This is a genomic window from Curvibacter sp. EU05-FHT14A10 (assembly GCF_058791075.1).
Genome location: NZ_JBYTDE010000001.1, coordinates 447,681 through 471,611 on the forward strand (window position 1 = coordinate 447,681; position 23,931 = coordinate 471,611).

The following is a 23,931-nucleotide window of genomic DNA, read 5'->3' on the forward strand; positions in this document are numbered from 1 at the left end:
GAGCGGTGCCTGCCGCTCTCAAAAGGCCACCTTCGGGTGGCTTTTTTCATGACCGGGGCGGTCTTCAGCGCTGCGGTGGCGGCCCCGAGGGGCGGGCCGGACGGCAGGCCAAGGCCCCCGATGTGCTGGAGCTGCTGGCATTGCTGCTGCCCGGCGGGCCCTCAGGCGGGCTGTCGCAGGTGCCGCTCAGGGTCTCGTTCTGGCGACCGGTGAAGCTGCAACTGGCGCCTGAGGTCTTGCCTTTGCAGGCGGCAACGGCCTCGGCAGGGGGGCCGCCACGCGGGGGGCCGCCCGCGCCGTCCGAGGGTTGTGCCTGCACAGTGCTGATGCAGGCCAGGCTGAGTGCCATGGGGAGCCAGATGGGGATGAGTTTCAAGGTGCATGTCCTCCGTGTTGAAGGCCTCATGCTGCCGGTGTCATGTGGCGCCTTGTTGGCTTGTGGATGGCTGGACGGTAAAGCGCAGGCGGTTTGAAAATCAGGCTGCGCAAGTCGGTTTTGATCGTTTGCTGGGACAGTGTGTGGTTATCATATGAATCAAATAAATTGATTCAAAAAATACAAAAAAACACGATAAATGAAATTCCATGTCGCGACCCACACAGGGAGGCCATTGACCCCCCGCACGGGGGCAAGACCGCGATGAAATAGGCGTGCACGTCCTGGCCGTGCAAGGCATTTTTCTTTGTTCTTATGGTTACAGTTGATGTTGGCCGGCTCGCTTCGCGACCGTGCGGTACCGGCCCTGAATTGCGAGGAGTTGGCAGATGCGTGTACAGCAGGTGATCCTGACGACAACCCAAGATTGGGCCTCCTTGGAGGCTTTGCGCGCGCTGGACCCGGACGCCCTGCTGGTGTTCGGTGCAGTGTCCTGGTTTGAGCAAAGCGGCCTGTACCCGGCCCTGCGCGAGCGCTTCCCGCAGGCCCGCTTGCTCGGCTGTTCGACCGCCGGTGAAATTTCGCGCGATGGGGTCTCCTCGGGGGCCTGTGTGGTCACGGCCCTGAAGTTCGATCGCACCCGGCTGCGATGCATCACATTGCCGGTGCCCCGCATGGAGGACTCCTTCCCGACGGGCCAGGGCCTGGGCCAGGCGCTGGCGGCACCCGATCTGCAGGCCGTGCTGGTCTATGGCCCGGGCGTGGCCATCAACGGCAGTGCACTGGTGGCCGGTTTGACCCAGGGCCTGGGACGGCCGGTGCCGATCACGGGTGGCTTGGCCGGGGACGACGGTGCTTTCGAGCGCACCTGGGTGATGGGCGACGAAGGCGTGTCCGATCGCAATGCCGTGGCGCTGGGCCTGTATGGCAGCAGCCTGCTGTTGGGGCATGGTTCCTACGGCGGCTGGCTGCCTTTCGGGCCGGCCCGGCGGGTGACACGCGTGCAAGGCAACGTCTTGCAAGAGCTGGATGGCGAACCTGCTCTCACCATCTACAAACGCTATCTCGGTGACCATGCCAGGGGTTTGCCCGCCTCGGGCCTGCTGTTTCCATTTCTGATGGAAGACACCAGCTCCAGCGCGGGCGGTTTGATCCGGACCATCCTGGGGGTGGACGAGGTCACGGGCAGCTTGATTCTGGCCGGCGAAGTGCCGTTGGGGGCGCAGCTCAAGTTGATGCAGGCCAGTACCGATCGCCTGATCGATGGGGCTGAACACGCGGCCGAGGCCGCGCTGGCCCTGACGCCGCCGGCCGATGAGCTGGCCATTCTGGTGAGTTGTGTGGGACGCAAGCTGGTCATGGGCAGCCGCGTTGATGATGAAGTGGAGGCGGTGGGCGATGTGCTGGGGCCGCGGCCCGTGCTGACAGGTTTCTATTCCAATGGCGAAATCTGTCCCGTGGGCGAAACAGGGCCCTGCCAACTGCACAACCAGACCATGACCATCACCACGATGGCTGAAGCATTGGAGATTTGATGCACCGCGGACTCCGGCGCCAACTGAAGCGCCAACTTGGAATCGATGACGAGCCGTCGTGGGAGGCCTGTCTGGCCCAGTTGCAGGGCTTGGCGACCGGCTTGCCTGCGCCGCTGGCACAGGTATTGAAGGGGCTGGGGCCTTTGATTCAGCAGGTAGACGAGGCCTATGATCAATACGAGCGGGATCTTGAGCTGCGCACCCGCAGCCTGATGCTGAGTTCTGACGAAATGGACGCCGCCAACCTGCGTCTGCGCCAAGAGCTTGCCAGCCGTGACCGGGCCATTGAATCGTTGCACACCACCGTGCGCAATCTGCTGCCCGACGTGGCGGATCAGGTCAATGTGGACATGAGCCTGGAGTCGCTGTCCTCGCTGCTGCTGGACCTGGTCTCTCAGCGGGAGGCCAGTCGGCGTGAGCGCGACAACCAGCAATTTGCGGTGGACCAGCATGCCATCGTCAGTGTCACCGACCTGAAAGGCGTGATCCTGCATGCCAACGACAAGTTCTGCGAGATCAGCGGCTATCGCCGTGACGAGTTGGTGGGGCGCAATCACCGCATCGTGAAATCGGGGCTGCACCCGGCATCGCTCTATGAGTCTTTGTGGCACACCATCTCGGGCGGCCAGGTCTGGAAGGGCGAGCTGTGCAATCGGGCCAAAGATGGCTCCATCTACTGGGTGTCGGCCACCATTGTTCCGTCACTCGATGCCGATGGAATGCCCTACCAGTACGTGGCGATCCGCACCGACATCACGCGCCGCAAGCAGATCGAAGCCTCGCTGGCCGAGGCTGCCAGCCGCCTGGAACTGGCCACCAGTTCGGCAGGCGTCGGGGTCTGGGGTTGGGACATCAACACCCACAAACTGTGGCTTGACCAGCAGATGGCCCGCCTGTTCCAGATTGATCTGGACCATTTCAGCGGCGACTACAAAGACCTGGCCCGTCGCCTGCATCCCGACGACCGTGAGGCGGTGGCCGAGGCCTTTGCCCAGGCCCTGCGCAATGGCAAGGGCATGCGCATCGAGTTCCGTGTGATCTGGGCCGATGGCAGCGAGCGTTACCTGCGCTGTGCCGCCACCCTCACACGCGACAGCGACGGGCGATTGGCCCAGATGGTCGGCGTCGACTTTGACATCACCAGTCTGCGGCTGGCCGAACTGGAGATGCGTGCGGCCAAAGAGCAGGCGGAGGCGGCGAACCGCTCGAAGAGCGAGTTCTTGGCGAACATGAGCCATGAGATCCGAACGCCGATGAACGCGGTGCTGGGGATGTCGCACCTGCTGCTGCAGACGCCGCTGGACCGCAAGCAGACGGACTACGTGAGCAAGATCCAGCACTCGGGGCAGCACCTGCTGGGGATCATCAACGACATTCTTGATTTTTCGAAGGTGGAAGCGGGCAAGCTCGATGTGGAGCACATCGAGATGGACCTGGAGAAGGTGCTGGAGAACGTGGCCAACCTGGTGGGGGAGAAGGCACAGGCCAAGGATCTGGAGTTGCTGTTTGATGTGGCGCCGGATGTGCCCACGCTGCTGGTGGGCGACCCGCTGCGGCTGGGGCAGGTGCTGATCAACTATGCCAACAACGCGGTGAAGTTCACGGAGCGTGGCGAGGTGACGATCCAGGTGAGAAAGCGCGAGGAGAGCGAAGGCGAGGTGTTGCTGTACCTGGCGGTGCGGGACACGGGCATCGGGCTGAGCGAGGAGCAGAAGGACAGGTTGTTCGAGAGCTTCCAGCAGGCGGATTCGTCGACGACGCGCAAGTACGGTGGCACGGGGCTGGGGCTGGCGATCAGCAAGCGGCTGGCGGCGCTGATGGGGGGCGAGGTGGGCGTGGAGAGCGAGCTGGGCCAAGGGTCCACCTTCTGGGTCACCGCCCGCCTGCGCAAATCCACGCAGTTGCCGGTGCTGCATGAGCCGCTGCCCGACGTGCGTGGCAAGCGGGTGCTGGTGGTGGACGACAACCCCCGCGCCCGCGCGCTGCTCAGTCAGCAGCTCACCACATTGAGCTTTCAGGTGCTTCAGGCGGGCACGGCCACCGAGGCCCTGGCCTTGTTGGGCCAGAGTAGCCCGGACAGCAACATCGATCTGGCCTTTCTCGACTGGAAAATGCCGGACGTGGCCGGTCTTGACCTGGCGCGCCAGATCCGGGCACAGGGCCGTGCCGGTACGCCCCGCCTGGTGCTGGTGGGTGGGCATGGGCGTGAAGATCTGCGGCCCGCTGCGCGCGAGGCCGGCATTGATGCCCTCATCGTCAAGCCCATCAATCCGTCCCTGTTGTTTGACACCCTGATCAGCCTGCTCGGCTCACCGGGTGGCGCGCGTCGGCGCCAGCGCCGGGCCCAGGCCCATTGGGCCGGCACCAGCCAGGACCTGTTGCCGGTGCGCGGTGCTCGCGTCCTGCTGGTCGAGGACAACGACCTCAACCAGGAGGTGGCGGCGGGCATTCTGCGGCTCGCGGGCCTGATGGTCGACATCGCTGGCAACGGGCAGATCGCCCTCGACAAGGTGGCCCAGAACCCCTATGACCTGGTGCTCATGGACATGCAGATGCCGGTCATGGATGGCATCACCGCCACCCAGGCCATTCGCCAGCGCGAAGAGTGGCAGCACATTCCGATCGTGGCCATGACGGCCAATGCGCGAGACAGCGACCGCGAACGCTGCCTGCAGGCCGGCATGGTCGATTTCGTGACCAAACCCATTGAGCCCGAAGAACTGGGGCGCGTGCTGCTGCGCTGGATTCCAGACAAATCGGGGGCGGGTGAGGGCGCAGACACTGACGATCGGGCCTCGACCGCTGCCCCCACCTCGGCGGGGGGCAGCGGTGCCACCGAAGCCCCTTCGCTGCTGGATCGGGCGGTGCTGCAGATCCCGGGCCTCGATGTGGGGCAGGGCCTGCGCCGCGTGATCGGAAGCATCCCGCTTTACCTGTCGCTGCTGCGCAAGTTTGTCAGTGGTCAGCGCGATGTGCCCGATCAGATCCTGCAGGCCCTGGATCAGCGCGACTGGGAGCGGGCCGAAATCCTGGCCCACACCCTCAAGGGCGTGGCCGGCAACATTGGCGCGACCGGGTTGCAACAACTGGCCACCGAACTCGACGAGCTTGTGAGCGAACGTTTGGATCCCGACGCCGCCCTCGAACTGACCGGGCGACTCAAGTCGCAGTTGACCGTGGTGGTGCACGGGATCGAATCGCAGCTGTCGCCAGCGGCGCCAGCGGCGCCGGCTGCCGCACCCGTACCAGCATCGGCACCGGTCGCTGACGAAGCGGCCCGTCAGCAGCGCCTTCAACTCCTGCAGCAACTCGACGCGCTGCTGGCCGACGACGATCCCGACGCGGCCGAGCTGCTGGCGCAGCACACCGAAGTGTTCAAGCGCGAGCTTGGCAGCGCTTACCGTGCCCTGGAGGCGGGCATCCGTGGCTTTGATTTTCCGGCGGCCTTGCAGGCCTTGCGCGGCGCGGCGGAATCATGATGCTGTCCTGCGCCCCGGCTTCGACGCCTTTTCAACGCGACCTGGTGGCCAGGTGCGCGCGTCCCGACATGACTGGTTGTTTCCATGCAAGCTCCTGCCTTACCCCCTGACGAGACCTTGCGGCTGGCTGCCCTGCGCGACACGGGCCTGCTCGACACGCCCCGCGAAGAGCGTTTTGACCGGCTCACCCGCCTGGCGCGCCTGTTGCTGGGCGTGAAGATCGCCGTGGTGTCGCTGGTCGACAGTGACCGCCAATGGTTCAAATCCTGCGATGGGCTGGATGCCAGCGCCACGTCGCGTGACGTGTCCTTCTGCGGGCACACCATTTTGCAGTCTGACATCTTTGAAGTGCCCGACGCCTTGCTGGACCCGCGTTTCGCCGACAACCCCCTGGTGCTGGGGCCGCCGCACATCCGCTTCTATGCGGGGGCTCCCCTGCATTCGCCCGAGGGCCTGCGCCTGGGCTCGCTGTGCGTGATCCACGATGAGCCTCGCCTGCTCAACCCCGAGCAGCGGCGCACCCTGCGCGATCTGGCCGACCTGGTGGAGCAAGAGGTCAATCAGCAGGTCTTGCGCGAACGCACCGAGGCCTTGCAGCGCGCGCGCTATCTGGGCGAGGTCCTGGTTGACACCCAGGCCTTGTTCATCCGCGATGCCGACCGCTCTTCGGTGTTTGAGAACCTGCTGAGCCAGTTGCTGGAACTCACCGAAAGCGATGTCGGCTTTCTGGGCGAGGTCTACAAGCTGGGCGATGACTTCCCGAGCCTGCAGATCCAGGCCATCCATGGCCTTCAAAGCCACGCGCCGTCCACTCAGTCCATGGACATCGCCCTGGAGGCCGACCCCTTCAGTGAAGACCTGAAGAGCCTGCAGCGGGTGTTTGCCAGCGTGCTGTCGGACGGTCAACCCCTGCTGCAGGAGCAAGGGACCACAGCCGCGGATGAACTGGTCTGGGGCGACGCCCGGCTCAGTGCTTTTCTGGCCGTGCCCATCCACCATGGCGGAGACCTGGTGGCGCTGCTGGGGGTGGGCAAGCTTCGCAGCACCTACGAGGCAGGTCTGACGGATTTTCTGCGGCCCTTGCTGGTGACCATCGGCCAGCTCATCGAAGCGGCTCGCATCCAGGCCGAGAACACGCGCATCCAGCGCGAACTGACCCGCTTGTCCCGGGTCGCGAGTGAAACCACCAATGGCGTGATCATCACCAACGCCCGGGGCGAGATCGACTGGGTCAACGATGGCTTCACCCGCATCACCGGCTACCGCCTGGAGGAAGTGCGCGGCCTGCGACCGGGGCATTTCCTGCAAGGGGCTGACACCGACCTGGGCACGGTGGCCCACATGCGCCGCTCGCTGCGGGCCGGGCATGGCTTTCGGGTCGATCTGCTCAACTATGCGAAATCGGGCGCGCCCTACTGGATCGACATCAGTTGCAACGATCTGCGCGACAGTGCCGGGGTCTTGCAGGGCTTCATGGCCATTGAGACCGACATCACCGAGAGCAAGCGCGACGAGCAGGCCCTGATCCAGGCCCGCACCGAGGCGGAGGCGGCGAACCGCTCGAAGAGCGAGTTCTTGGCGAACATGAGCCACGAGATCCGAACGCCGATGAACGCGGTGCTGGGGATGTCGCACCTGCTGCTGCAGACGCCGCTGGACCGCAAGCAGACGGACTACGTGAGCAAGATCCAGCACTCGGGGCAGCACCTGCTGGGGATCATCAACGACATTCTTGATTTTTCGAAGGTGGAAGCGGGCAAGCTCGATGTGGAGCACATTGAGATGGACCTGGAGAAGGTGCTGGAGAACGTGGCCAACCTGGTGGGGGAGAAGGCACAGGCCAAGGATCTGGAGTTGCTGTTTGATGTGGCGCCGGATGTGCCCACGCTGCTGGTGGGCGACCCGCTGCGGCTGGGGCAGGTGCTGATCAACTATGCCAACAACGCGGTGAAGTTCACGGAGCGTGGCGAGGTGACGATCCAGGTGAGAAAGCGCGAGGAGAGTGAAGGCGAGGTGTTGCTGTACCTGGCGGTGCGGGACACGGGCATCGGGCTGAGCGAGGAGCAGAAGGACAGGTTGTTTGAGAGCTTCCAGCAGGCGGATTCGTCGACGACGCGCAAGTACGGTGGTACGGGTCTGGGGCTGGCGATCAGCAAGCGGCTGGCGGCGCTGATGGGAGGCGAGGTGGGGGTGGAGAGCGAGCTGGGCCAGGGCGCCACGTTCTGGTTCACCGCCCGCCTGGGCAAGAGCAGCGAGCAACGCAGCCTGCCTCAGCCAGAGCCCGATCTGCGCGGCAAGAAGATGCTGGTGGTGGACGACAACGCCCGTGCCCGCGAAATCCTGTGCCAGATGCTGCGCCAGCAGACCTTTGTGGTGCACGAGGCCGCCTCGGGCGAAGTGGCACTGCAGCTCATTCAGGAGCACGACGACAACACGACTCCCTTCGAGCTGGTCTTTCTCGACTGGAAGATGCCCGGTCTCAATGGCCTGGCAGTCGCCGACCAGTTGCGCCGTCAGGCGCTGCGCAAGGTACCGCCTTGCGTGCTGGTGGCAGCCGACAACAGCGATGACATCCGCATGGAGGCTTTCGGTGCAGGTGTGAACGCCGTGATGCTCAAGCCCGTCAACCCTTCGGTGCTGTTTGATACGGTCATGCAGGTGCTGGGCAGCCGCACACTTCGCAAGGTCGCTTCCGCCGTGGCCGCCTCGCGCGAGATGGGGCAGAGCCCGCAGCCGCAAGCCCTTGAGCGCCTGCGCGGTGCCCGGGTGCTGCTGGTCGAAGACAACGACATCAACCAGGAGGTGGCGGCAGGCATGTTGCGCCTGTCGGGTCTGCTGGTGGACATTGCCGAGAATGGCCAGGAGGCCATCGACCAGATCCGCCGCAGCGAGTACGACATCGTGCTGATGGACATGCAGATGCCGGTCATGGACGGCGTGACCGCCACCCAGGAGATCCGCAAGCTCGACGAGTACCAGCACGTACCGATCGTTGCCATGACGGCCAACGCCCGGCAGACCGACCGCGAACTGTGCCTGACCGCCGGCATGGTCGACTTCATCACCAAGCCCATCGAGCCCGATGAGCTTTGGCGAGCCCTGCTGCGCTGGATTCCGAGCCGAGGCGAGGCCGAGGGCACGCGCCCCGCCGAGGTCACCGAAAGCCGCGGCGGCCTGGTGGGCAGTGCCGTGCTGCAGATCCCGGGCCTCGATGTGGCGCAAGGCCTGCGACGTGCCATCGGCAACATCCCTCTGTACCTGTCCCTGTTGCGTCGTTTCGTGGCCGGCCAGCGCAGCGTGGGCAGCGAGATCCAGGCCCTGGTGCAGGTCCAGGACTGGAGCGCCGCCGAAATGGTGGCCCACACCCTCAAGGGCGTGGCCGGCAACATTGGCGCGCATGGGCTGCAGGCGCAGGCCGGCCGGCTCGAAGAGGCCTTGCGTGAGCCGGCCCGGCGCCCGGATGCGCATGCTCAGGCAGCGCTGCTGGCTCGCCAGCTGGCCGAGTTGATTGCCGGCATCGAGGCCCAACTGAACCCGCAGCCGCTGGTGGCAGCGGCGGGCGCCGCCACCCAGGTGGCACCGGCGCCAAGGACCCCGCTGTCTGCCTCAGAGACCGCTGCCGGTGCATTGCTCGCCAGCCCCGACACGAATCAAGAGCGCCCCGTGGTGCTGGTGGTGGACGACACGCCCGAGAACCTGTCGTTGATGAGCGCCGTGCTCAAGGACCACTACAAGGTGCGTGTGGCCAGCAAGGGCGAGCGCGCCTTGCAGATCGCCCAGGCCACGCCGGCCCCCGACATCATCCTGCTGGATGTGATGATGCCCGAGATGGATGGCTACGAGGTCTGTCGCCGCCTCAAGCAAGACCCGCGCAGTGCTCACATCCCGGTGCTGTTCCTCACGGCCAAGACCGACATCGAATCGGAGTCTGCGGGCTTCAAGGTCGGCGGTGTGGACTACATCGCCAAGCCCATCAGCCCTCCGGTGGTGCTGGCGCGGGTGCAGGCGCAGTTGCAGCTCAAGCGCATGGCGGATTTCCTGCGTGACAAGAACGGCTTTCTCGAAGAAGAGGTGGGCAAGCGAACCCGCGAACTGTCGGCCATGCAGGACGTCACCATCCTGGCCATGTCCTCGATGGCCGAGACCCGTGACAACGAGACCGGCAACCACATCCTGCGCACCCAGCGTTATGTGCGCTGCCTGGCCCAGAAGCTGCAGTCTCTGCCCAAGTACGCCACCGTCCTGACCGACGCCTACATCCACCTGCTGTACAAGTCGGCGCCCTTGCATGACATTGGCAAGGTTGGTATTCCAGACCGCATCCTGCTCAAGCCTGGCAAGCTGACCCCGGAAGAGTTCGAGATCATGAAAACCCACACCACGCTGGGTTATCAGGCCATCGAACGCGCCGAGAAATCCATGGACATGCACCTGCCTTTCCTGCAGCCAGCCAAGGAAATCGCCCTCTACCACCAGGAGAAGTGGGACGGTTCGGGCTACCCCGAGGGCCTGGTGGGCGAGGCGATCCCGCTGTCGGCGCGACTGATGGCGATTGCCGATGTGTATGACGCGTTGATCAGCCGGCGCGTCTACAAGGGGGCCATGAGCCACGAAGAGGCCATGATCATCCTGCGCCAGGGGCGAGGCACGCACTTCGATCCCGAGGTCTTCGATGTCTTTCTGGACGTCGAGTCTGACTTCCGTCGCATTGCCATCAGCCTGTCGGACGAGGATCACTGACCGCAGCGAGGCAGGGCAGGGCGGGGCGGGTGCGTTTTCTGAGGATGCAAATTCGGAAAGCTTTGTTGGCCTGAGTGCGGGCCTCCGGTGCAATCAGGACTTCGGCCGCTGGCCGCCACCTGCATCGGAACCCACCATGAGCGCATCTGCCGCCCCACCGCCCCGTCAACTGCACCTCAACCTCAATGCTCTGCACTCGGGCTTTCTGCCCTCGGCCTGGCGCGTGGCCGAGGCCGACCCCAAGGCCTTTGTCGATGTGCAGCATTACATCCGGGCGGCCCAACTGGCCGAACTGGGCACCTTTGACGCCATCTTCCTGGCCGACAACGCGGCCATCGTCGACCAGATCGATTTCCGCCCCATCACCGCACTCGAGCCCACCGTGCTGCTGGCCAGCGTGGCGGCGGCCACGCGCCGCATCGGCGTGATCGGCACCGCCTCCACCAGTTACAACGAACCCTACAACATCGCCCGCCGCTTTGCCACGCTGGACCACGTGAGCGCTGGCCGCGCCGGCTGGAACATCGTCACCACGGCCGACCTGCCGTCGGCCCGCAATTTCGGGCGCGATGCAGTGCCCGAGCACGCCCAGCGCTACCGCAGGGCTGCTGAATTCACCGAGGTGGTCAAGGCCTTGTGGGACAGCTGGGACGACGACGCCTTCGTGGGTGACAAGGCTTCGGGCCGCTTTGTCGACACTGACAAGGTGCACCCGATCCACCACCAGGGCGAGTTCTACTCGGTGCAAGGTGCGCTGAACCTGCCGCGCAGCCCGCAAGGTCGCCCGGTGCTGGTGCAGGCCGGCGGATCGGCCGACGGGCGCGAACTGGCGGCCCGGCATGCCGAGGCGGTGTTTTCGGCCTCGCAATCGTTTGAAGAATCCCTGGCCTACGGTCGCGAGCTCAAAAGCCGTGCCGAGGCCCTGGGTCGTGGCCCAGACGCTGTGAAAGTGCTGGCCGGCCTGACCACCATCATCGGCAGCACCGAGGCCGAAGCCCTGCGCCGTCGCGATGAACTGGTCGACCTGATCCCCTGGCGCTACAGCCTGAACCGCCTGGCAGGCACACTGGGCATCAGCGTCGACCGCCTCAAGCTCGACGAGCGCCTGCCTGAGAACCTGCCGCTGCCCGGTGGCGGCAACGGCAACCACACCTTCTTCAACTTCGTGCGCGCCCTGGCCACCCGCCACAACTACACCGTGCGCGAGCTGATCCGCGCCCTGGCCGGTGGTGGCGGGCACCGCGTGATCGTGGGCACGCCCGAGCAGGTGGCCGATGACATCGAGCACTGGTTCCGCGCCGGGGCCGCCGACGGCTTCAACCTGATGCCCGACGTGCTGCCCGGCGGCCTGCAGGATTTTGTCGATGGCGTGGTGCCGCTGCTGCGCCAGCGCGGCATCTTCCGCCACGCCTACGAAGGCAGCACCCTGCGCGAGCACCTGGGCCTGGCGCGGCCGGCCGTGGAGCGCCACCCGCGCCTGCAAGCCGCCTGAGATCTCGCTCGGCAGGGGGTTACCCCTGCAATTTTTTGACCGCAGCGGAGCCTTGGGCTCCGCTGTTGGCTTGGCCACGCTTTTTCAACCCACCCCACCTATCCCACATGAAGCGCAGAACCCTTCTTGCCCGCGGCGCCTTGAGCCGCCTCGCCGTTCCATTGGCATCCTCCTTGGTCCTCATGGGCGTCTTACAGGGGCCAGTGCAGGCCCAGACCCCCAAAGCCGCGAATGCGGCCAAGCCCGCCGAACTGACCCCCGTCAGCGGTGGTGTGCTCAACGTGGCGGTGTCGCCCGAGCCCACGCTGTTGACCTCGGCCTTCATCACCACCATGAACATCGGCCAGGTCTCCAGCAAGGTGCTCGAAGGCCTGGTCTCCTTCGATCTGAATCTGCAGCCTGTGCCGGCGCTGGCCAGCTCGTGGCAATTGTCGGAAGACGGCCTGACCCTGCGCTTCAAGCTGCGTGAGAACGTGAAATGGCACGACGGCAAGGATTTCACCTCGGCCGACGTCGAATACACCCTGCTCAATGTCTGGAAGAAGCTGCACCCCTTCGGCCGGGCCGCCTTTGCCAACGTCGAGAAGGTCGATACGCCTGACAAGCACACCGTGGTGATCCGCCTGTCTTCACCCGCCCCCTACCTGCTGAACTACATCAACAGCTACGGCGCCCAGATCCTGCCCAAGCACCTGTACGCCGGCACCGACGTGCTGAACAACCCGGCCAACCTGGCCCCCGTCGGTACAGGCCCCTTTGTGTTCAAGGAATGGGTCAAGGGCAGCCATGTGCGGCTGGAACGCAACCCCAACTACTGGCAAAAGGGCCAGCCCTACCTGCAGGGCATCGTGTTCAAGTTCATCCCCGACGCCGCGGCCCGCGCCGTGGCTCTGGAAGCGGGTGAGATCGACGTGGCCCTGGGCTCCAGCATCCCGCTGTCCAACCTGGAGCGCTTCAGCGACACGGCCAAATGGACCATCAACCTGGACGATGGCCGCTACCTGTCGACCATCTTCCTGACCCAGTTCAATGTGCGCCGGCCCTACCTGAGCGACAAACGCGTGCGTCAGGCCTTCGCCCACGCCATCGACAAGAACGCGCTGCTCAAGGTGGTGTTCTGGGGCTATGGCAAGCCCGCCACCGGACCCGTGCCCTCGTCGGTGGTCAACTACTACTCGCCCGACACCCGCCAGTACCCCTATGACCTCAAAAAGGCCGAGGCCTTGCTGGACGAGGCAGGCTTTCGCAAGGCGGCCGATGGCAAGCGGCTCAGGGTCACGCTCGATTACGACGGCGGTGGCGGTGCCCGTGAGGCCGAATTCATCCGCCAGTCGCTGGCCCGCATCGGCGTCGAGGTGGTGCTGCGCGGCGGCGACACGGTCAGCTACCTGCGCCGCATCTTCACCGACCAGGACTACGACCTGATGATCTCCAGCCTGCACCGCCTGCCCGACCCCACCCTGGGCGTGCAGCGCTTGTTCTGGACCCGCAACATCATCAAGGGCGCCCCCTGGACCAATGGCTCGGGTTACTCCAACCCCGCCCTGGACAAGATCATGGAAGCCGCCGCCGACGAAGCCAACCCGGCCCGCCGCAAGGCCCTGATCACCCAGTGGCAACAGATCGTGCAAGAAGACCTGCCCGTGCTCGACCTGATCGAACAGACCTGGGTCACCGTCTCCACCGCGCGCTTCCACAAGACCGTGGCGCAAGGGGATGGCCTGTTTGCCTCGTATGCCGATGCCTGGTTGCAGCCGGTGGCGGGCAAATAGGGCGACTGCATTGCCAGTGCCATCCAGGGTCTTTCAGATGAAGTCCCTGGCAATGGGACTTCCATCCTTTACGCCCCGGGCGTTCGGCATTTGGGAGTGGCCGTCTATCTCAAATGGGATCGAGTCGCATTTTCTGGATTTTAGAATTTGAAGTCATGTATAAATCAAAGCTCACCTCGCGATCACGTGTTTGATCTGAATTTTGATTTTCTGCGCTTGATTTTATTTTTTAGAATCCAGGGAGTGATTCATGTCTTATGCCTCTCATCAGGCTGATTGCTTGTCCAGGCACTCAGTTGTCATTGCAATCAAAGGAATGCCATGTTGATTGTAGATCCGCTCGGCAGAGTTCAAAGCCCGAAAATTCAGCTGGCGATCAGTCGTAATATTGAAGCAGGCGACCTTTCAATTATTCATGGTATTGTTGTCCATCAGACAGCGAGTGCGACTGCGCAGGCGACATTGAATGGATATAAAACGCCGAAGGCCAATGGGGCGCACTTTTTGATAGATAAAGATGGCACCATTTATCAAACTGCATCACTCTACAAAAGAGCCCGGCACGTAGGCTTCATCAAATCAAGGTGCATGGCCGAAAAATCTTGTTCGCCAGCAGATTTGAGGAGGCTGAAAGGTCGGAGGCCTGGGGCGGAAATAGGTCGTGTAGAAATCGAAAAATCTTTTCCAAATCGATATCCATCGAACGCCGATAGCATCGGCGTTGAGATCGTCTCGTTGTTCCGCGGTGGGATGTTCGAGTCGATCACCCAAGAGTAGCAAAAATCATTGACATGGCTGCTCGATGAATTGACCCTGACCCTCCGCATCCATCGTTCAGAAATTCATCGGCATTCTGAGATTTCTTGGAAACAGGAAAGTGAGGCCGCAAGCGCTGAATTATTGGATGGGCGATGAGGATGAAAAAGATACTGCTCCTGATGATCGTATTTTTATCGGAATATTCGGTGGCTCTTGAATCACTGTGGATGGATGATGTTGAAAATTTGTCGGTTGATTACAGGATAATCAAAAAATGTGGTGACTGGAGGGCCGGTGGTGAGGTTGGTTATTATCGGCTTGTTGTGGTTGATGTCTATGGTGGCGCAGGTAGCGAGATTTATGCGCAGTGGATCACAAACCCTACGACTGAGAATAAATCGAAGTTGGTCAAAACGCTGGCCTTTTCGGAATTAAACAATGATCATTCACAATACTTCATTCAATCCGCTGATTGCGAAAGAAGGAATGGATCGACCTATATCAATTTAAAGGCTTTGCACGAACATGACGAAAAAAATAAGCTCCACGATATTTCGATCAAGCTGATTGATGTGGGCCGGTACGAGTTGCGTGAGCGGGGGTGGCGGTGAGCACCGGTTAACCAAGTGGGACGTTCAGCGACAGAGGAGAGTGCCAAGGCGGCCCACCTTCCGCTTTTGAACACCGGAGCCGGCGAAGCCGAAAGCGAGGGCTCATCGCCGGTGTTGGCAGTCCAAACAAGGCGTTGCAGGGCAAGTCCGAGCCCGTGAAGCCCGCACTTGCCAGAGTCAACGCGGGCTCAAAACAACCCGGTCGTCGGCGGCGCCGTCCCGCTCAGATGCCAGGCCCCACTGGCGGCGGCCTTCCATTGGCGCGGGTTGTGGTTGGCCACGGTGCGGGCATTGCGCCAGTGGCGATCCAGGTTGACGTTGCGGTCGGTGGCCGAGGCGCCGCCCACGTCAAAGGCCAACTCGGAGGCCTTCAGGGCCGCATCGGCTGCAAAGTACTGGGCCTGGGCAACTTCGATCGAGGCCTGGGTCAGGGCGCTGTTGCTGAGCTGGTCGGCCCAGGCGGCGTCAATCGCGTCGGCGGCGCGCAGCACGGTGGCTTCGGCGGCATAGGCCTGGGCGGCCATCTGGCCCACGGTCTCTTGCACATAGGGGTCGTCCACCGAACGGGTGGCGGTGCTGTGGCGAATGGGGCGGGCCTTGTGGCGGGCAAAGGCCACGGCATCATTCAGGGCGTTGCGCGCGATGCCGGCCTGCACGGCGGCCAAGAACAGTTGGAACAGCGGTGCAATCGGGCTGCGCCGGTCGCGGGGGAACGAGTTCACCCGCAGCTCTTCAGCCCGCACCAGCACCTCGTGAAAATGCGTGCTGCCGCTGGCCGTCAGGCGCTGGCCGGTGGTGTCGAAGTCGTCCACCATCTCCAGCCCAGGGCGGTGCCGCGGCACCGTGAAGGCCACCTCGCGGCCTTCCTCGTTGAGGGCCAGCGAGCCGATCCAGTCGGCGTACAGGGCGCCGGTGCTGTAGTACTTGCTGCCGCTGATGCGGTAATGCTCACCCTCGCGGCGCAACTGGGCGGTGTTGGCGCCATGGGCGCCCCCGCGCTCCAGCCCGGCATTGCCGAAAATCTCGCCAGCCAGCAGGCGCGGAAACCACCGCCGTTGCTCGGCCTCGGTGCCGCCAAAGAGCAGGCTGTCGACGGTGCCGAAATTGGGTCGCAAGGCCTGGGCCACGTTCGAATCCGCCGCCGCCAGGTCGATCACGAAGCGGATCACATCGTGCACCGAGGCGCCTGGCCCGCCCTGGGCCTTGGGGATGCGCCAGGTCAGCAGGCCGGCCTCGGCGATGCGGCGCACCAGGCCATAGGGCAGTTCGCGTTGGCGCTCGCGCTCGGCGGCGCCGGCGGCGATCTCGGGCAGCAGGGCCTGGGCGCGGGCGTGCAGGATGGCGGCATCGGCCGCCGGGGGCAGGGCGCGGCCCAGTGGGGCCGGGTGGGGGTTGACCTGGGTGTCGTTGTGCTCAGCGGTGGCGGTGCTCATGGGACATCCTTCAGAAGGCCGGCACCAGGGCGCCGTTGAACGTGCTTTCAATGAACTGCTTCACCTCGGGCGACTGGTAGGCCGCCACCAGGCGCTTCACCCAGGGCTGGTTTTGATCAGCGCGGCGCACGGCGATCAGGTTGGCGTAGGGGCCCTGGGGGGCTTCCTTGATCACGGCGTCGCGCTGCAGCGAGAGCCCGGCCTGTGAGGCGTAGTCGTTGTTGATCGAGGCGATCACCAGGTCATCCAGCGAGCGCGGCAGCTGGGCGGCGTCCAGCGCCACCAGCTTGAGTTTGCGCGGATTGCTCACCACGTCCAGCGGGGAGGCAGTGTTGTTCTTCACGGCTTCGGGCTTCAGGGTGATCAGGCCGGCCGACTGCAGCAGCAGCAACGCCCGGTTGCCGTTGCTGGGGTCGTTCTGGATGCCCACCGAGGCGCCCTCGGGCAGGTTGGCGATGGACTTGATCTTGCGCGAGTAGAAGCCCAGCGGCGCGGTGATGGTCAGGCCCACCGGTACCAGGTCAAAGCCGCGGGCCTTGATCTGGTTGTCGAGAAAGGGCTTGTGCTGGAAGGCGTTGGCGTCCAGGTCGCCAGCGGCCAGGGCCGCATTGGGCAACTGGTAGTCGTTGAAGGGGATCACCTCGATGTTCAGGCCGTCGCGGGCCGCCACCTTCTTGACCACGGCAAAGATCTCTTCGGCGTGGCCGACCGAGATGCCCACTTTGAGGGGTTTTTTGTCCTGGGCCTGGGCGGGGCTCAGCGCGGCCAGCGACAGGGCCAGGGTGCTGAGGCCCAGGGCGAGGTGGCGACGGGTGGGGCGTGCAGAAAACAGGGACATGGCAAGTTTGGGCGGCGCGGGCCGCCGGTTCAGTTCAGACAGGCGGCCCACTGTGCAAGCCTTGGCGCACGCTGCCAAGGAAGCAATTCGCATGTGCTTATCGGGTGGGTGTGAGGCGATGGCCGCTGGGCCGGCCTTATGCGCAAACCGGATAAGCGTCGGCTGTTTCATTCGTTCCGCTTCGGCGGGGGCCTGCGGATACTGCGACCTTTCTTCATCACCCTCCAACCCATGACTGGTACAACTTCTCCGGCCGCCGAGGCGGCCCCCGTGATCCGGCTGGAGGCGGTGCGCAAATCATTTGCCCTGCCCGGCGGCGCCGCCTTCGATGCGGTGCGCGAGGTGTCGCTGAGCATCCAGGCCGGTGACGTGTTCGGCCTGATCGGCAAGAGCGGCGCCGGCAAATCGACCCTGCTGCGCCTGATCAACCTGCTTGAAAAGCCCGATGGCGGCCGCGTGCTGGTGGCCGGACGTGACCTGACCGCGCTGACGCGCCGGGAACTGCGCGACACCCGGCAGAACATCGGCATGATCTTCCAGCAGTTCAACCTGCTGCAGAACGCCACCGTGTTCGACAACGTGGCCTTTGCACTGAAGATCCACGGCCGCCACAGCCGCGCCGAGATCGCCGAGCGCGTGCATGAGTGCCTGGCCCTGGTGGGCCTGCCCGAAAAGGCCCAAAGCTACCCGGCCCAACTGTCGGGCGGCCAGAAGCAGCGTGTGGCGATTGCCCGCGCGCTGGCGCCGCGCCCCCAGGTGCTGCTGTGCGACGAGCCCACCTCGGCGCTCGACAGCGAGACCACCCGCTCGCTGCTCGAAACCCTGCGCGACATCAACCAGAAAGTGGGCGTGACCCTCGTCATCGTCACCCATGAACTCTCGGTGGTCGAGCTGCTGTGCCGCCACGTCGCCATCCTGGAGCAAGGCCGCCTGGTCGAGCAGTTTGCGGTCGACGAATTGGGCGTGGCGCGCCAGACCGTGCTGGGCCGCGAACTGGCCGAGCTGGTGCGCAGCCGCCCGGCCCGCGATGCGGCCCGGGGTACTTCTCGTGACACCTCTCGTGACACCGCCCGTCCCGCCCTGACCTCTGTCCCCGCCAAGGAGTTGGCCTATGCCTGAGAACATCGCCGCCATCTTGCCCGAGCTGTGGTTGGCCACCGCCCAGACCTTTCTGATGCTGGCCATCGGCCTGTCGGCTGCCGTGCTGATCGGCGGGCCGCTTGGCGTCCTGTTGTTCCTGTTGGGCCCGGGGCAGTCGCTCGACAACAAGCCGGCCTTTCTGGTGTTGAACTGGCTGGTCAACACCGTGCGCTCCTTCCCCTTCATCATCCTGCTGGTGGCCCTGGTGCCGTTCACACGCTCGATTGTCGGCACCTCGATCGGGCCGCTGGCGGCCGCCGTGCCCCTGTCGTTTGCCGCCATCCCCTACCTGGCCCGCCTGGTGGACCAGTGCCTGCGCGATGTGCCGCGGGGCGTGATCGAAGCCGCCCATGCGATGGGCGCGAGCGAGCTGCAGATCGTTTGGCGCGTGCTGCTGGTCGAGGCCCGCTCGGGCCTGGTGCTGGCCCTGACCGTGCTGGCCGTGAGCTTTCTGTCGTACTCGGCGATTGCCGGGGTGGTGGGCGGCGGCGGCATCGGCGACCTGGCCATCCGCTACGGCTACTACCGTTTCCAGACCGATGTGATGGTGCTCACCGTGGCCCTGCTGGTGCTGCTGGTGCAGGCCGTGCAGTTCACCGGCAACACCGTGGCGCGTCGCCTCGACAAGCGCTGAACCCTTCACCGCTCCCACCCCCCCCCTCGTTTTTGAAAGCCTCCCCATGACCGCATTCCAACGCCTTCTTCCCCGCCGTGCCTGGCTGTCGGCCCTGGCCGCCACCACGGCCCTGGCCTTGCTGGGCCCGGGCGCTGCACTGGCCCAAAGCGCCGGCAAGAAAGAACTGGTGATCGGTGGCACTGCCGGCTCCAACATCGACCAGCTCAAGGCCGGCATCGTGCCGCTGCTCGAAAAAAAGGGCTACCAGGTCAAGCTGGTCGAATTCAACGACTACGTGCAGCCCAACCTGGCCCTGGCCCAGGGCTCGCTCGATGCCAACTTCTTCCAGCACCGCGTGTACCTGCGCAAGTTCGCGGCCGACCAGAAGCTCGATCTGGTCGAGCTGGTGCAAGGCCCCATCGCGCCCCTGGGCGTGTACTCCACCCGCCGCAAGACCCTGGCTGAAGCCCGTGAGGGTGACCGCGTGACCCTGCCCAATGACCCCAGCAACCTGGCCCGCGCCCTGGTGCTGCTGGAGCAGAACCACCTGGTCAAGCTCAAGCCCGGCATCGACCCGCTGCGCGCCAGCGAAAAAGACCTGGAGGCCAACCCCTTGAAGCTCAAGCTGATCCCGCTGGAGGCGGCCCAGTTGCCGCGCTCGCTGGGCGATGCCGAGTACGCCATCGTCAACGGCAACTTTGCCATCTCCTCGGGCCTCAAGCTGACCGAAGCCGTGGCCCTGGAAAAGACCCCCGACCACTACCTGAACGTGGTGGCCGTCAAGCGTGCGGACCAAGACACGCCCTGGGCGCGCGACATCGCCGAGGCCTACCGATCGAAAGAGTTCAAGGCCGTGGTGGACAGCCGCTTTGCCGGTTACGCCAAACCGGCCTTCCTGCAGTAAACGGACGGGGCAGGGCATGGCTGCATTGGCACTTTTCGATGCCACCGGTCAGTGGCAGGACACCCTGGTGTGCGAGCACCGCATGGCCCCCTGGCTGCAAGGCCTGGGGGTGGGGTGGGGCGTGCTGCACCTGGGCCCGGCGCCCGAGCCCGATGAACCCGGCGCCGAGGCCTGGTTGCAGGCCCAGCAGGGCCGGCTGGCCACGCTGGGCCAGGGCTTGGACCTGCATCGCATCGACCGGGTGCGGGTGACCCCCGGCCAGTCTGGCTGGCCCGCGCTGCGCCAGCAGTTCACCCAGGAGCATCGCCACAGCGAGGCCGAGTTGCGCGTGTTCCTGGCCGGTGCCGGCCTGTTCACCGTGCGCCATCCCGAGGGCTTTGTGGGCCTGCTGTGCGAGGCGGGCGACTGGGTGGCCTTGCCATCCGGCCTCGCCCACAGCTTTGACGCCGGAGCCGAGCCCCATTTCGATGCCTTGCGTCTATTGGGACAGGCCGAAGGCTGGGTGGCCCAGCCCAGCGGTTTGCAGCGCCCCGAGCTGCCTGACTTTGACGCCTTTGTCAGCCAGCTGCTGGAGCAGACCGGCTACGCCAGCCCCGACGATCTGGTCTGCTGAAACAGGTTCTTTACCCGGGGCCTGCGCTTCGGGTTGACCTGGGTCAAGTGTTCCTGAGGTCCACTGGGCTTCAATGACCTGACCGATCAAGCCTTATCAATCGCCGTTTGTCATCGCCGCGCCATGCGGTTGGGCGACGATGGGGGCATCGGGCTTGCCTCGTTCCAGTCACCCATGCCCATCGTTGTGTCTTCAGCCCCTCCCGTCCAGGCCCGTGGTCGTGTGCTTGCCGTGCAGGGCGGGGTGGTGGATGTTCATTTTGAAGACGGGCAGTTGCCGGCCCCGGCCACCGCCTTGCAGGTGTTGTGGGATCAGCCCCAGACCCTGACCCTGGAGGTCGAGGCGCAACTCGATGCCGACACCGTTCGCACGGTGGCCCTGCAAGACACCCAAGGGCTGGCCCGTGATACCGCGGTGCTCGACACGGGGGCGCCCGTCATGGTGCCGGTGGGCGAGGCCCTGCTGGGGCGCCTGATCAATGTGCTGGGCGAGCCTGGCGACGGCGGCCCGGCCCTGGGGCCGCAGGTGCCACGCCGCCCCATCCATGCCGAGCCGCTACCGCTGTCGCGCCGCCGGGCCGTGGCCGAGGTCTTCGAGACCGGCATCAAGGTCATCGACTTGCTGGCCCCGCTGGCCCTGGGCAGCAAGGCGGCCATGTTCGGGGGGGCCGGCGTGGGCAAGACCGTGCTGGTGATGGAGCTGATCCACGCCATGGCCGACACCTACCAGGGCCTGTCGGTGTTTGCCGGCGTGGGCGAGCGCAGCCGCGAGGGGCATGAGTTGCTGACGGACATGCGCGACTCGGGCATGCTGGCCAAAAGTGTGCTGGTGTTTGGGCAGATGAACGAGCCCTCGGGCGCGCGCTGGCGCACTCCCTTGGCTGCGCTCACCCTGGCCGAGTATTTTCGTGACGAGCAGCAGCGCAATGTGCTGCTGTTGATGGACAACGTGTTCCGTTTTGTGCAGGCGGGTGCCGAGGTGTCGGGGCTGCTGGGGCGGCTGCCCTCACGCGTGGGCTACCAACCCACCCTGGCCACCGAGGTGGCCGCAGTGCAAGAGCGCATCGCCTGTGGCGAGCACGCGGCCATCACCGCCATCGAGGCCGTGTACGTGCCGGCCGACGATTTCACCGACCCGGCCGTGGCCGCCATCGCCACCCACCTGGACAGCCGCATCGTGTTGTCGCGCAGCCTGGCCGCCGAGGGCATGTACCCGGCGGTAGACCCGCTGGCCTCGCAGTCGCGCCTGCTCGACCCGGCCGTGGTCGGGGCCGAGCACTGTGCCCTGGCCCGCGAGGTGCGCGAGACCCTGGCCCGTTACCGCGAGCTGCAGGACATCATCGCCTTGCTGGGGGTGGCCGAACTCAGCCCCGAAGACCAGCAACGTGTGGCGCGGGCCCGGCGCCTGCAGCGCTTTCTGACCCAGCCCTTTGCCGTCACCCAGGCGTTCACCGGCAAGCCGGGCCGCCAGGTGCGCCTGGCCGATACGCTCAAGGGCTGTCGCGCCATCCTGGACGGAGCCGGCGATGCCTTGCCCGAAAGTGCCTTCTACATGGTGGGCAGTTTCGAAGAAGCCCGGCAGAAAGGGGCCGCATGAGCGAGCCCGGCACCGTTGACGGCCGCTTGCCGGCCTGGCCCCAGGTGGACGGCCTGCATTTGGTGTTGAGCAGCCTCGGCTCGGTGCTGGTGGACGAGGCCGGTGTGCGCTCGGTGCGGGCCCAGGACGCCAGCGGCGGCTTTGGTCTCTGGCCCGGCCATGCGGATCTGCTGTCGCTGCTCGGCGTGGGGGTGCTGAGCTGGCGCGACGCGCAACAGCACTGGCATTACTGCGCCGTGAGCGGCGGGGTGTTGACACTGCAGCGGGGGTGCGAATTGCAGGTGGCCACCCGCGAAGCCGTGCTGGGCGAGGACCTGGATCACCTGGAGCACCAGGTGCTGGCCCGGCTGCGTGAGCGCGAACAGGTCGAACAGGCGGCGCGCCGCCAAAGCCGGCACCTGGAGGTGCAAGTGCTGCGCGAGTTGATCCGTCCGCTGCAGCGCCGGCCCCAGGTGCCCTGGAGCACGCCATGAGTGAACCCCGTCCCGGCGAAGGCCTCGGCACCGACAAGCCCGCCCTGCTCGAAGAAGTCCAGCGCCAGGCCGGTCGGCGCCAGCGCAGCCTGCGCGAGGGCGAGCCCACGCTGCTGCGTCAGCTCTCCACGCTGGGGGTGTTGGGCTGGGTGATCGTGCTGCCCATGTTGCTGGGCTTGGCGGGCGGCCGCTGGCTGGACCACCGACTGGGCACGGGCATCACCTTCAGTGCCGCCCTGTTGCTGCTGGGTGTGGTTGTGGGGGCCTGGGGTGCGTGGCGCTGGATGCACCAACGATGAGGACACACGCTGTATGAGCCTGTTGATGGTCTTGTTTTTTGCACTGGGGTTGGCCCTGGGGGGTTGGCATTTCGGTTCACTGCGCTGGCTCAGCCGGCAACTGGTCGAACCCGGGGCCCAGCCCCGCTGGGGCCTTCTGCTGGGTCTGCACCTGCTGCGCCTGGGGGTGCTGGGGGGTGTTTGCTGGGCCACGGCGCGTCAGGGTGCACCGGCCTTGCTGGCCCTGGGCCTGGGCGTGCTGCTGGCCCGCCAGTGGTGGGTCCGCAGGGTCCGGCGCGGCCTGGCCGGCTCGGCGGAGGCGGCACCATGAAGGCCCAGCCTTTTCTGCACGAGGTGGTCTGGCAACTGGGCCCGGTCGGCATCACCGGCCCGGTGATCACCACCTGGGCCTTGATCGCGGTGCTGGCCGTGCTGGCCGCCTGGCTGCGCCGGCGCCTGTCGGTGCACAGCCCCGGGCGCCTGCAGTTGCTGGCAGAGATGGCCTTGGACACCCTGCAGGCCGAGATGCGATCCACCATGAACGCCGACCCGGCGCCTTTTCTGCCGCTGATCGCCACGCTGTTCATCTACATCCTGGGCGCCAATCTGTGCTCCCTGGTGCCGGGCGTTGAGCCACCCACCGGCGCGCTGGAGACCGATCTGGCCCTGGCGCTGGCCGTGTTTGCCGCGGTGCTGGGCTGGGGCGTGCGGCGCCACGGCCTGTGGGGCTACCTCAAGACCTACACCGAACCCAACCTGCTGATGCTGCCCCTGAACCTGATCGAGGCCCTGACCCGGGTGGTCTCCATGACCGTGCGCCTGTTCGGCAACATCATGAGCGGCATGTTCATCTCGGCCGTGGTGCTGGGGCTGGCCGGGCTGCTCGTGCCCGTGCCCTTCATGGCGCTGGAACTGCTCACCGGGGTGATCCAGGCCTACATCTTCACCGTGCTCGCCATGGTCTTCATCGCTGCGGCGGCGGGCGACCACGGCGGCTGACGTCTTTCTACTGGAGTATTCCCATGGACACTGGCTGGATTCAAATTGTGAGCATCGTCTGCGCCGCCCTGGCGGTGGCCTTTGGGGCCATTGGGCCCGCGCTGGCCGAGGGCCGGGCGGTGGCTGCGGCCATGGACGCGCTGGCCCGCCAGCCCGAGGCCGCGAGCACCATCTCGCGCACCTTGTTCGTGGGCCTGGCCATGATCGAGACCATGGCCATCTACTGCCTGGTGATCGCCTTGCTGCTGCTGTTTGCCAACCCCTTTGTGCACTGAAG

At 65.3% G+C, this 23,931-nt stretch carries 20 protein-coding genes; 17 read left to right on the forward strand and 3 right to left on the reverse strand.

Going from position 1 to position 23,931, the window contains the following annotated elements; translation table 11 throughout:
* Window positions 1-64: 64 nt before the first annotated feature.
* Window positions 65-376: a hypothetical protein gene (locus AC3WUT_RS01955; protein ID WP_492345371.1), complete on the reverse strand. Its 312-nt coding sequence runs from the start codon at window positions 374-376 to the stop codon at window positions 65-67.
* A gap of 389 nt (window positions 377-765) precedes the next feature.
* On the opposite strand from AC3WUT_RS01955, the gene AC3WUT_RS01960 reads away from it, so the two are divergent.
* From AC3WUT_RS01960 to AC3WUT_RS01990, 7 genes are all read left to right on the forward strand, one after another.
* Entirely contained in the window at window positions 766-1,911 is a 1,146-nt protein-coding gene (locus AC3WUT_RS01960) for an FIST signal transduction protein (RefSeq protein WP_492345372.1), read from the forward strand.
* Complete coding sequence (locus AC3WUT_RS01965) at window positions 1,911-5,390, forward strand: PAS domain-containing hybrid sensor histidine kinase/response regulator (protein WP_492345373.1); 3,480 nt, start codon at window positions 1,911-1,913, stop codon at window positions 5,388-5,390. The genes AC3WUT_RS01960 and AC3WUT_RS01965 overlap by 1 nt, the downstream gene beginning before the upstream one ends.
* Window positions 5,391-5,474: 84 nt before the next feature.
* Window positions 5,475-10,130 (forward strand): response regulator, encoded by a 4,656-nt coding sequence (locus AC3WUT_RS01970; protein WP_492345374.1) that lies wholly within the window; start codon window positions 5,475-5,477, stop codon window positions 10,128-10,130.
* Between the two features lie 136 nt (window positions 10,131-10,266).
* Complete coding sequence (locus AC3WUT_RS01975) at window positions 10,267-11,622, forward strand: LLM class flavin-dependent oxidoreductase (protein ID WP_492345375.1); 1,356 nt, start codon at window positions 10,267-10,269, stop codon at window positions 11,620-11,622.
* Window positions 11,623-11,804: 182 nt separating this feature from the next.
* Window positions 11,805-13,394: an ABC transporter substrate-binding protein gene (locus AC3WUT_RS01980; RefSeq protein ID WP_492345376.1), complete on the forward strand. Its 1,590-nt coding sequence runs from the start codon at window positions 11,805-11,807 to the stop codon at window positions 13,392-13,394.
* Window positions 13,395-13,715: 321 nt separating this feature from the next.
* Window positions 13,716-14,171, forward strand: a complete 456-nt coding sequence (locus tag AC3WUT_RS01985) for a peptidoglycan recognition protein family protein (RefSeq protein ID WP_492345377.1) — start codon at window positions 13,716-13,718, stop codon at window positions 14,169-14,171.
* Between the two features lie 140 nt (window positions 14,172-14,311).
* Complete coding sequence (locus tag AC3WUT_RS01990; protein WP_492345378.1) at window positions 14,312-14,764, forward strand: hypothetical protein; 453 nt, start codon at window positions 14,312-14,314, stop codon at window positions 14,762-14,764.
* 188 nt (window positions 14,765-14,952) lie between these two features.
* Here the strand turns inward: AC3WUT_RS01990 and AC3WUT_RS01995 are convergent, their stop codons facing one another.
* Both AC3WUT_RS01995 and AC3WUT_RS02000 read right to left on the reverse strand, forming a co-directional pair.
* A complete protein-coding gene (locus AC3WUT_RS01995; protein WP_492345379.1) occupies window positions 14,953-16,197 on the reverse strand; it encodes an acyl-CoA dehydrogenase family protein in 1,245 nt (414 codons plus the stop codon).
* Between the two features lie 10 nt (window positions 16,198-16,207).
* Window positions 16,208-17,035, reverse strand: coding sequence for a MetQ/NlpA family ABC transporter substrate-binding protein (locus tag AC3WUT_RS02000; protein ID WP_492345380.1), 828 nt, complete (start codon window positions 17,033-17,035; stop codon window positions 16,208-16,210).
* 231 nt (window positions 17,036-17,266) lie between these two features.
* On the opposite strand from AC3WUT_RS02000, the gene AC3WUT_RS02005 reads away from it, so the two are divergent.
* From AC3WUT_RS02005 to AC3WUT_RS02050, 10 genes are all read left to right on the forward strand, one after another.
* The gene (locus AC3WUT_RS02005; protein ID WP_492345381.1) at window positions 17,267-18,154 is read left to right on the forward strand and encodes a methionine ABC transporter ATP-binding protein; all 888 of its coding nucleotides are present in this window, start codon (window positions 17,267-17,269) and stop codon (window positions 18,152-18,154) included.
* On the forward strand, window positions 18,147-18,809 hold the full coding sequence (locus AC3WUT_RS02010; protein WP_492345382.1) for a methionine ABC transporter permease: 663 nt from the start codon (window positions 18,147-18,149) through the stop codon (window positions 18,807-18,809). Before AC3WUT_RS02005 ends, AC3WUT_RS02010 begins: the two co-directional genes overlap by 8 nt.
* A gap of 46 nt (window positions 18,810-18,855) precedes the next feature.
* On the forward strand, window positions 18,856-19,695 hold the full coding sequence (locus tag AC3WUT_RS02015) for a MetQ/NlpA family ABC transporter substrate-binding protein (protein ID WP_492345383.1): 840 nt from the start codon (window positions 18,856-18,858) through the stop codon (window positions 19,693-19,695).
* 16 nt (window positions 19,696-19,711) lie between these two features.
* Window positions 19,712-20,308, forward strand: coding sequence for a 1,2-dihydroxy-3-keto-5-methylthiopentene dioxygenase (locus tag AC3WUT_RS02020; RefSeq protein ID WP_492345384.1), 597 nt, complete (start codon window positions 19,712-19,714; stop codon window positions 20,306-20,308).
* Between the two features lie 174 nt (window positions 20,309-20,482).
* Window positions 20,483-21,904: a F0F1 ATP synthase subunit beta gene (atpD, locus tag AC3WUT_RS02025; RefSeq protein WP_492345385.1), complete on the forward strand. Its 1,422-nt coding sequence runs from the start codon at window positions 20,483-20,485 to the stop codon at window positions 21,902-21,904.
* Window positions 21,901-22,377: a F0F1 ATP synthase subunit epsilon gene (locus tag AC3WUT_RS02030; RefSeq protein WP_492345386.1), complete on the forward strand. Its 477-nt coding sequence runs from the start codon at window positions 21,901-21,903 to the stop codon at window positions 22,375-22,377. The genes atpD and AC3WUT_RS02030 overlap by 4 nt, the downstream gene beginning before the upstream one ends.
* Window positions 22,374-22,676 (forward strand): AtpZ/AtpI family protein, encoded by a 303-nt coding sequence (locus AC3WUT_RS02035; protein WP_492345387.1) that lies wholly within the window; start codon window positions 22,374-22,376, stop codon window positions 22,674-22,676. Before AC3WUT_RS02030 ends, AC3WUT_RS02035 begins: the two co-directional genes overlap by 4 nt.
* 13 nt (window positions 22,677-22,689) lie before the next feature.
* Window positions 22,690-22,986: an N-ATPase subunit AtpR gene (locus AC3WUT_RS02040; protein ID WP_492345388.1), complete on the forward strand. Its 297-nt coding sequence runs from the start codon at window positions 22,690-22,692 to the stop codon at window positions 22,984-22,986.
* A complete protein-coding gene (locus AC3WUT_RS02045) occupies window positions 22,983-23,654 on the forward strand; it encodes a F0F1 ATP synthase subunit A (RefSeq protein ID WP_492345389.1) in 672 nt (223 codons plus the stop codon). Before AC3WUT_RS02040 ends, AC3WUT_RS02045 begins: the two co-directional genes overlap by 4 nt.
* A gap of 23 nt (window positions 23,655-23,677) precedes the next feature.
* The gene (locus AC3WUT_RS02050; protein WP_492345390.1) at window positions 23,678-23,929 is read left to right on the forward strand and encodes a F0F1 ATP synthase subunit C; all 252 of its coding nucleotides are present in this window, start codon (window positions 23,678-23,680) and stop codon (window positions 23,927-23,929) included.
* Window positions 23,930-23,931 lie beyond the last annotated feature (2 nt).

What these genes read in the sequence shown, in the direction of transcription:
- AC3WUT_RS02045 (WP_492345389.1), top strand. Translation starts at nt 22,983, where the DNA reads ATGAAGGCCCAGCCTTTTCTGCACGAGGTGGTCTGGCAACTGGGCCCG.
- AC3WUT_RS02000 (WP_492345380.1), bottom strand. Translation starts at nt 17,035, where the DNA reads ATGTCCCTGTTTTCTGCACGCCCCACCCGTCGCCACCTCGCCCTGGGC.
- AC3WUT_RS01965 (WP_492345373.1), top strand. Translation starts at nt 1,911, where the DNA reads ATGCACCGCGGACTCCGGCGCCAACTGAAGCGCCAACTTGGAATCGAT.
- AC3WUT_RS02015 (WP_492345383.1), top strand. Translation starts at nt 18,856, where the DNA reads ATGACCGCATTCCAACGCCTTCTTCCCCGCCGTGCCTGGCTGTCGGCC.
- atpD (WP_492345385.1), top strand. Translation starts at nt 20,483, where the DNA reads ATGCCCATCGTTGTGTCTTCAGCCCCTCCCGTCCAGGCCCGTGGTCGT.
- AC3WUT_RS01995 (WP_492345379.1), bottom strand. Translation starts at nt 16,197, where the DNA reads ATGAGCACCGCCACCGCTGAGCACAACGACACCCAGGTCAACCCCCAC.
- AC3WUT_RS01990 (WP_492345378.1), top strand. Translation starts at nt 14,312, where the DNA reads ATGAAAAAGATACTGCTCCTGATGATCGTATTTTTATCGGAATATTCG.
- AC3WUT_RS01975 (WP_492345375.1), top strand. Translation starts at nt 10,267, where the DNA reads ATGAGCGCATCTGCCGCCCCACCGCCCCGTCAACTGCACCTCAACCTC.
- AC3WUT_RS01970 (WP_492345374.1), top strand. Translation starts at nt 5,475, where the DNA reads ATGCAAGCTCCTGCCTTACCCCCTGACGAGACCTTGCGGCTGGCTGCC.
- AC3WUT_RS02020 (WP_492345384.1), top strand. Translation starts at nt 19,712, where the DNA reads ATGGCTGCATTGGCACTTTTCGATGCCACCGGTCAGTGGCAGGACACC.
- AC3WUT_RS02035 (WP_492345387.1), top strand. Translation starts at nt 22,374, where the DNA reads ATGAGTGAACCCCGTCCCGGCGAAGGCCTCGGCACCGACAAGCCCGCC.
- AC3WUT_RS02005 (WP_492345381.1), top strand. Translation starts at nt 17,267, where the DNA reads ATGACTGGTACAACTTCTCCGGCCGCCGAGGCGGCCCCCGTGATCCGG.
- AC3WUT_RS01985 (WP_492345377.1), top strand. Translation starts at nt 13,716, where the DNA reads ATGTTGATTGTAGATCCGCTCGGCAGAGTTCAAAGCCCGAAAATTCAG.
- AC3WUT_RS02030 (WP_492345386.1), top strand. Translation starts at nt 21,901, where the DNA reads ATGAGCGAGCCCGGCACCGTTGACGGCCGCTTGCCGGCCTGGCCCCAG.
- AC3WUT_RS01980 (WP_492345376.1), top strand. Translation starts at nt 11,805, where the DNA reads ATGGGCGTCTTACAGGGGCCAGTGCAGGCCCAGACCCCCAAAGCCGCG.
- AC3WUT_RS02040 (WP_492345388.1), top strand. Translation starts at nt 22,690, where the DNA reads ATGAGCCTGTTGATGGTCTTGTTTTTTGCACTGGGGTTGGCCCTGGGG.
- AC3WUT_RS02010 (WP_492345382.1), top strand. Translation starts at nt 18,147, where the DNA reads ATGCCTGAGAACATCGCCGCCATCTTGCCCGAGCTGTGGTTGGCCACC.
- AC3WUT_RS01960 (WP_492345372.1), top strand. Translation starts at nt 766, where the DNA reads ATGCGTGTACAGCAGGTGATCCTGACGACAACCCAAGATTGGGCCTCC.
- AC3WUT_RS02050 (WP_492345390.1), top strand. Translation starts at nt 23,678, where the DNA reads ATGGACACTGGCTGGATTCAAATTGTGAGCATCGTCTGCGCCGCCCTG.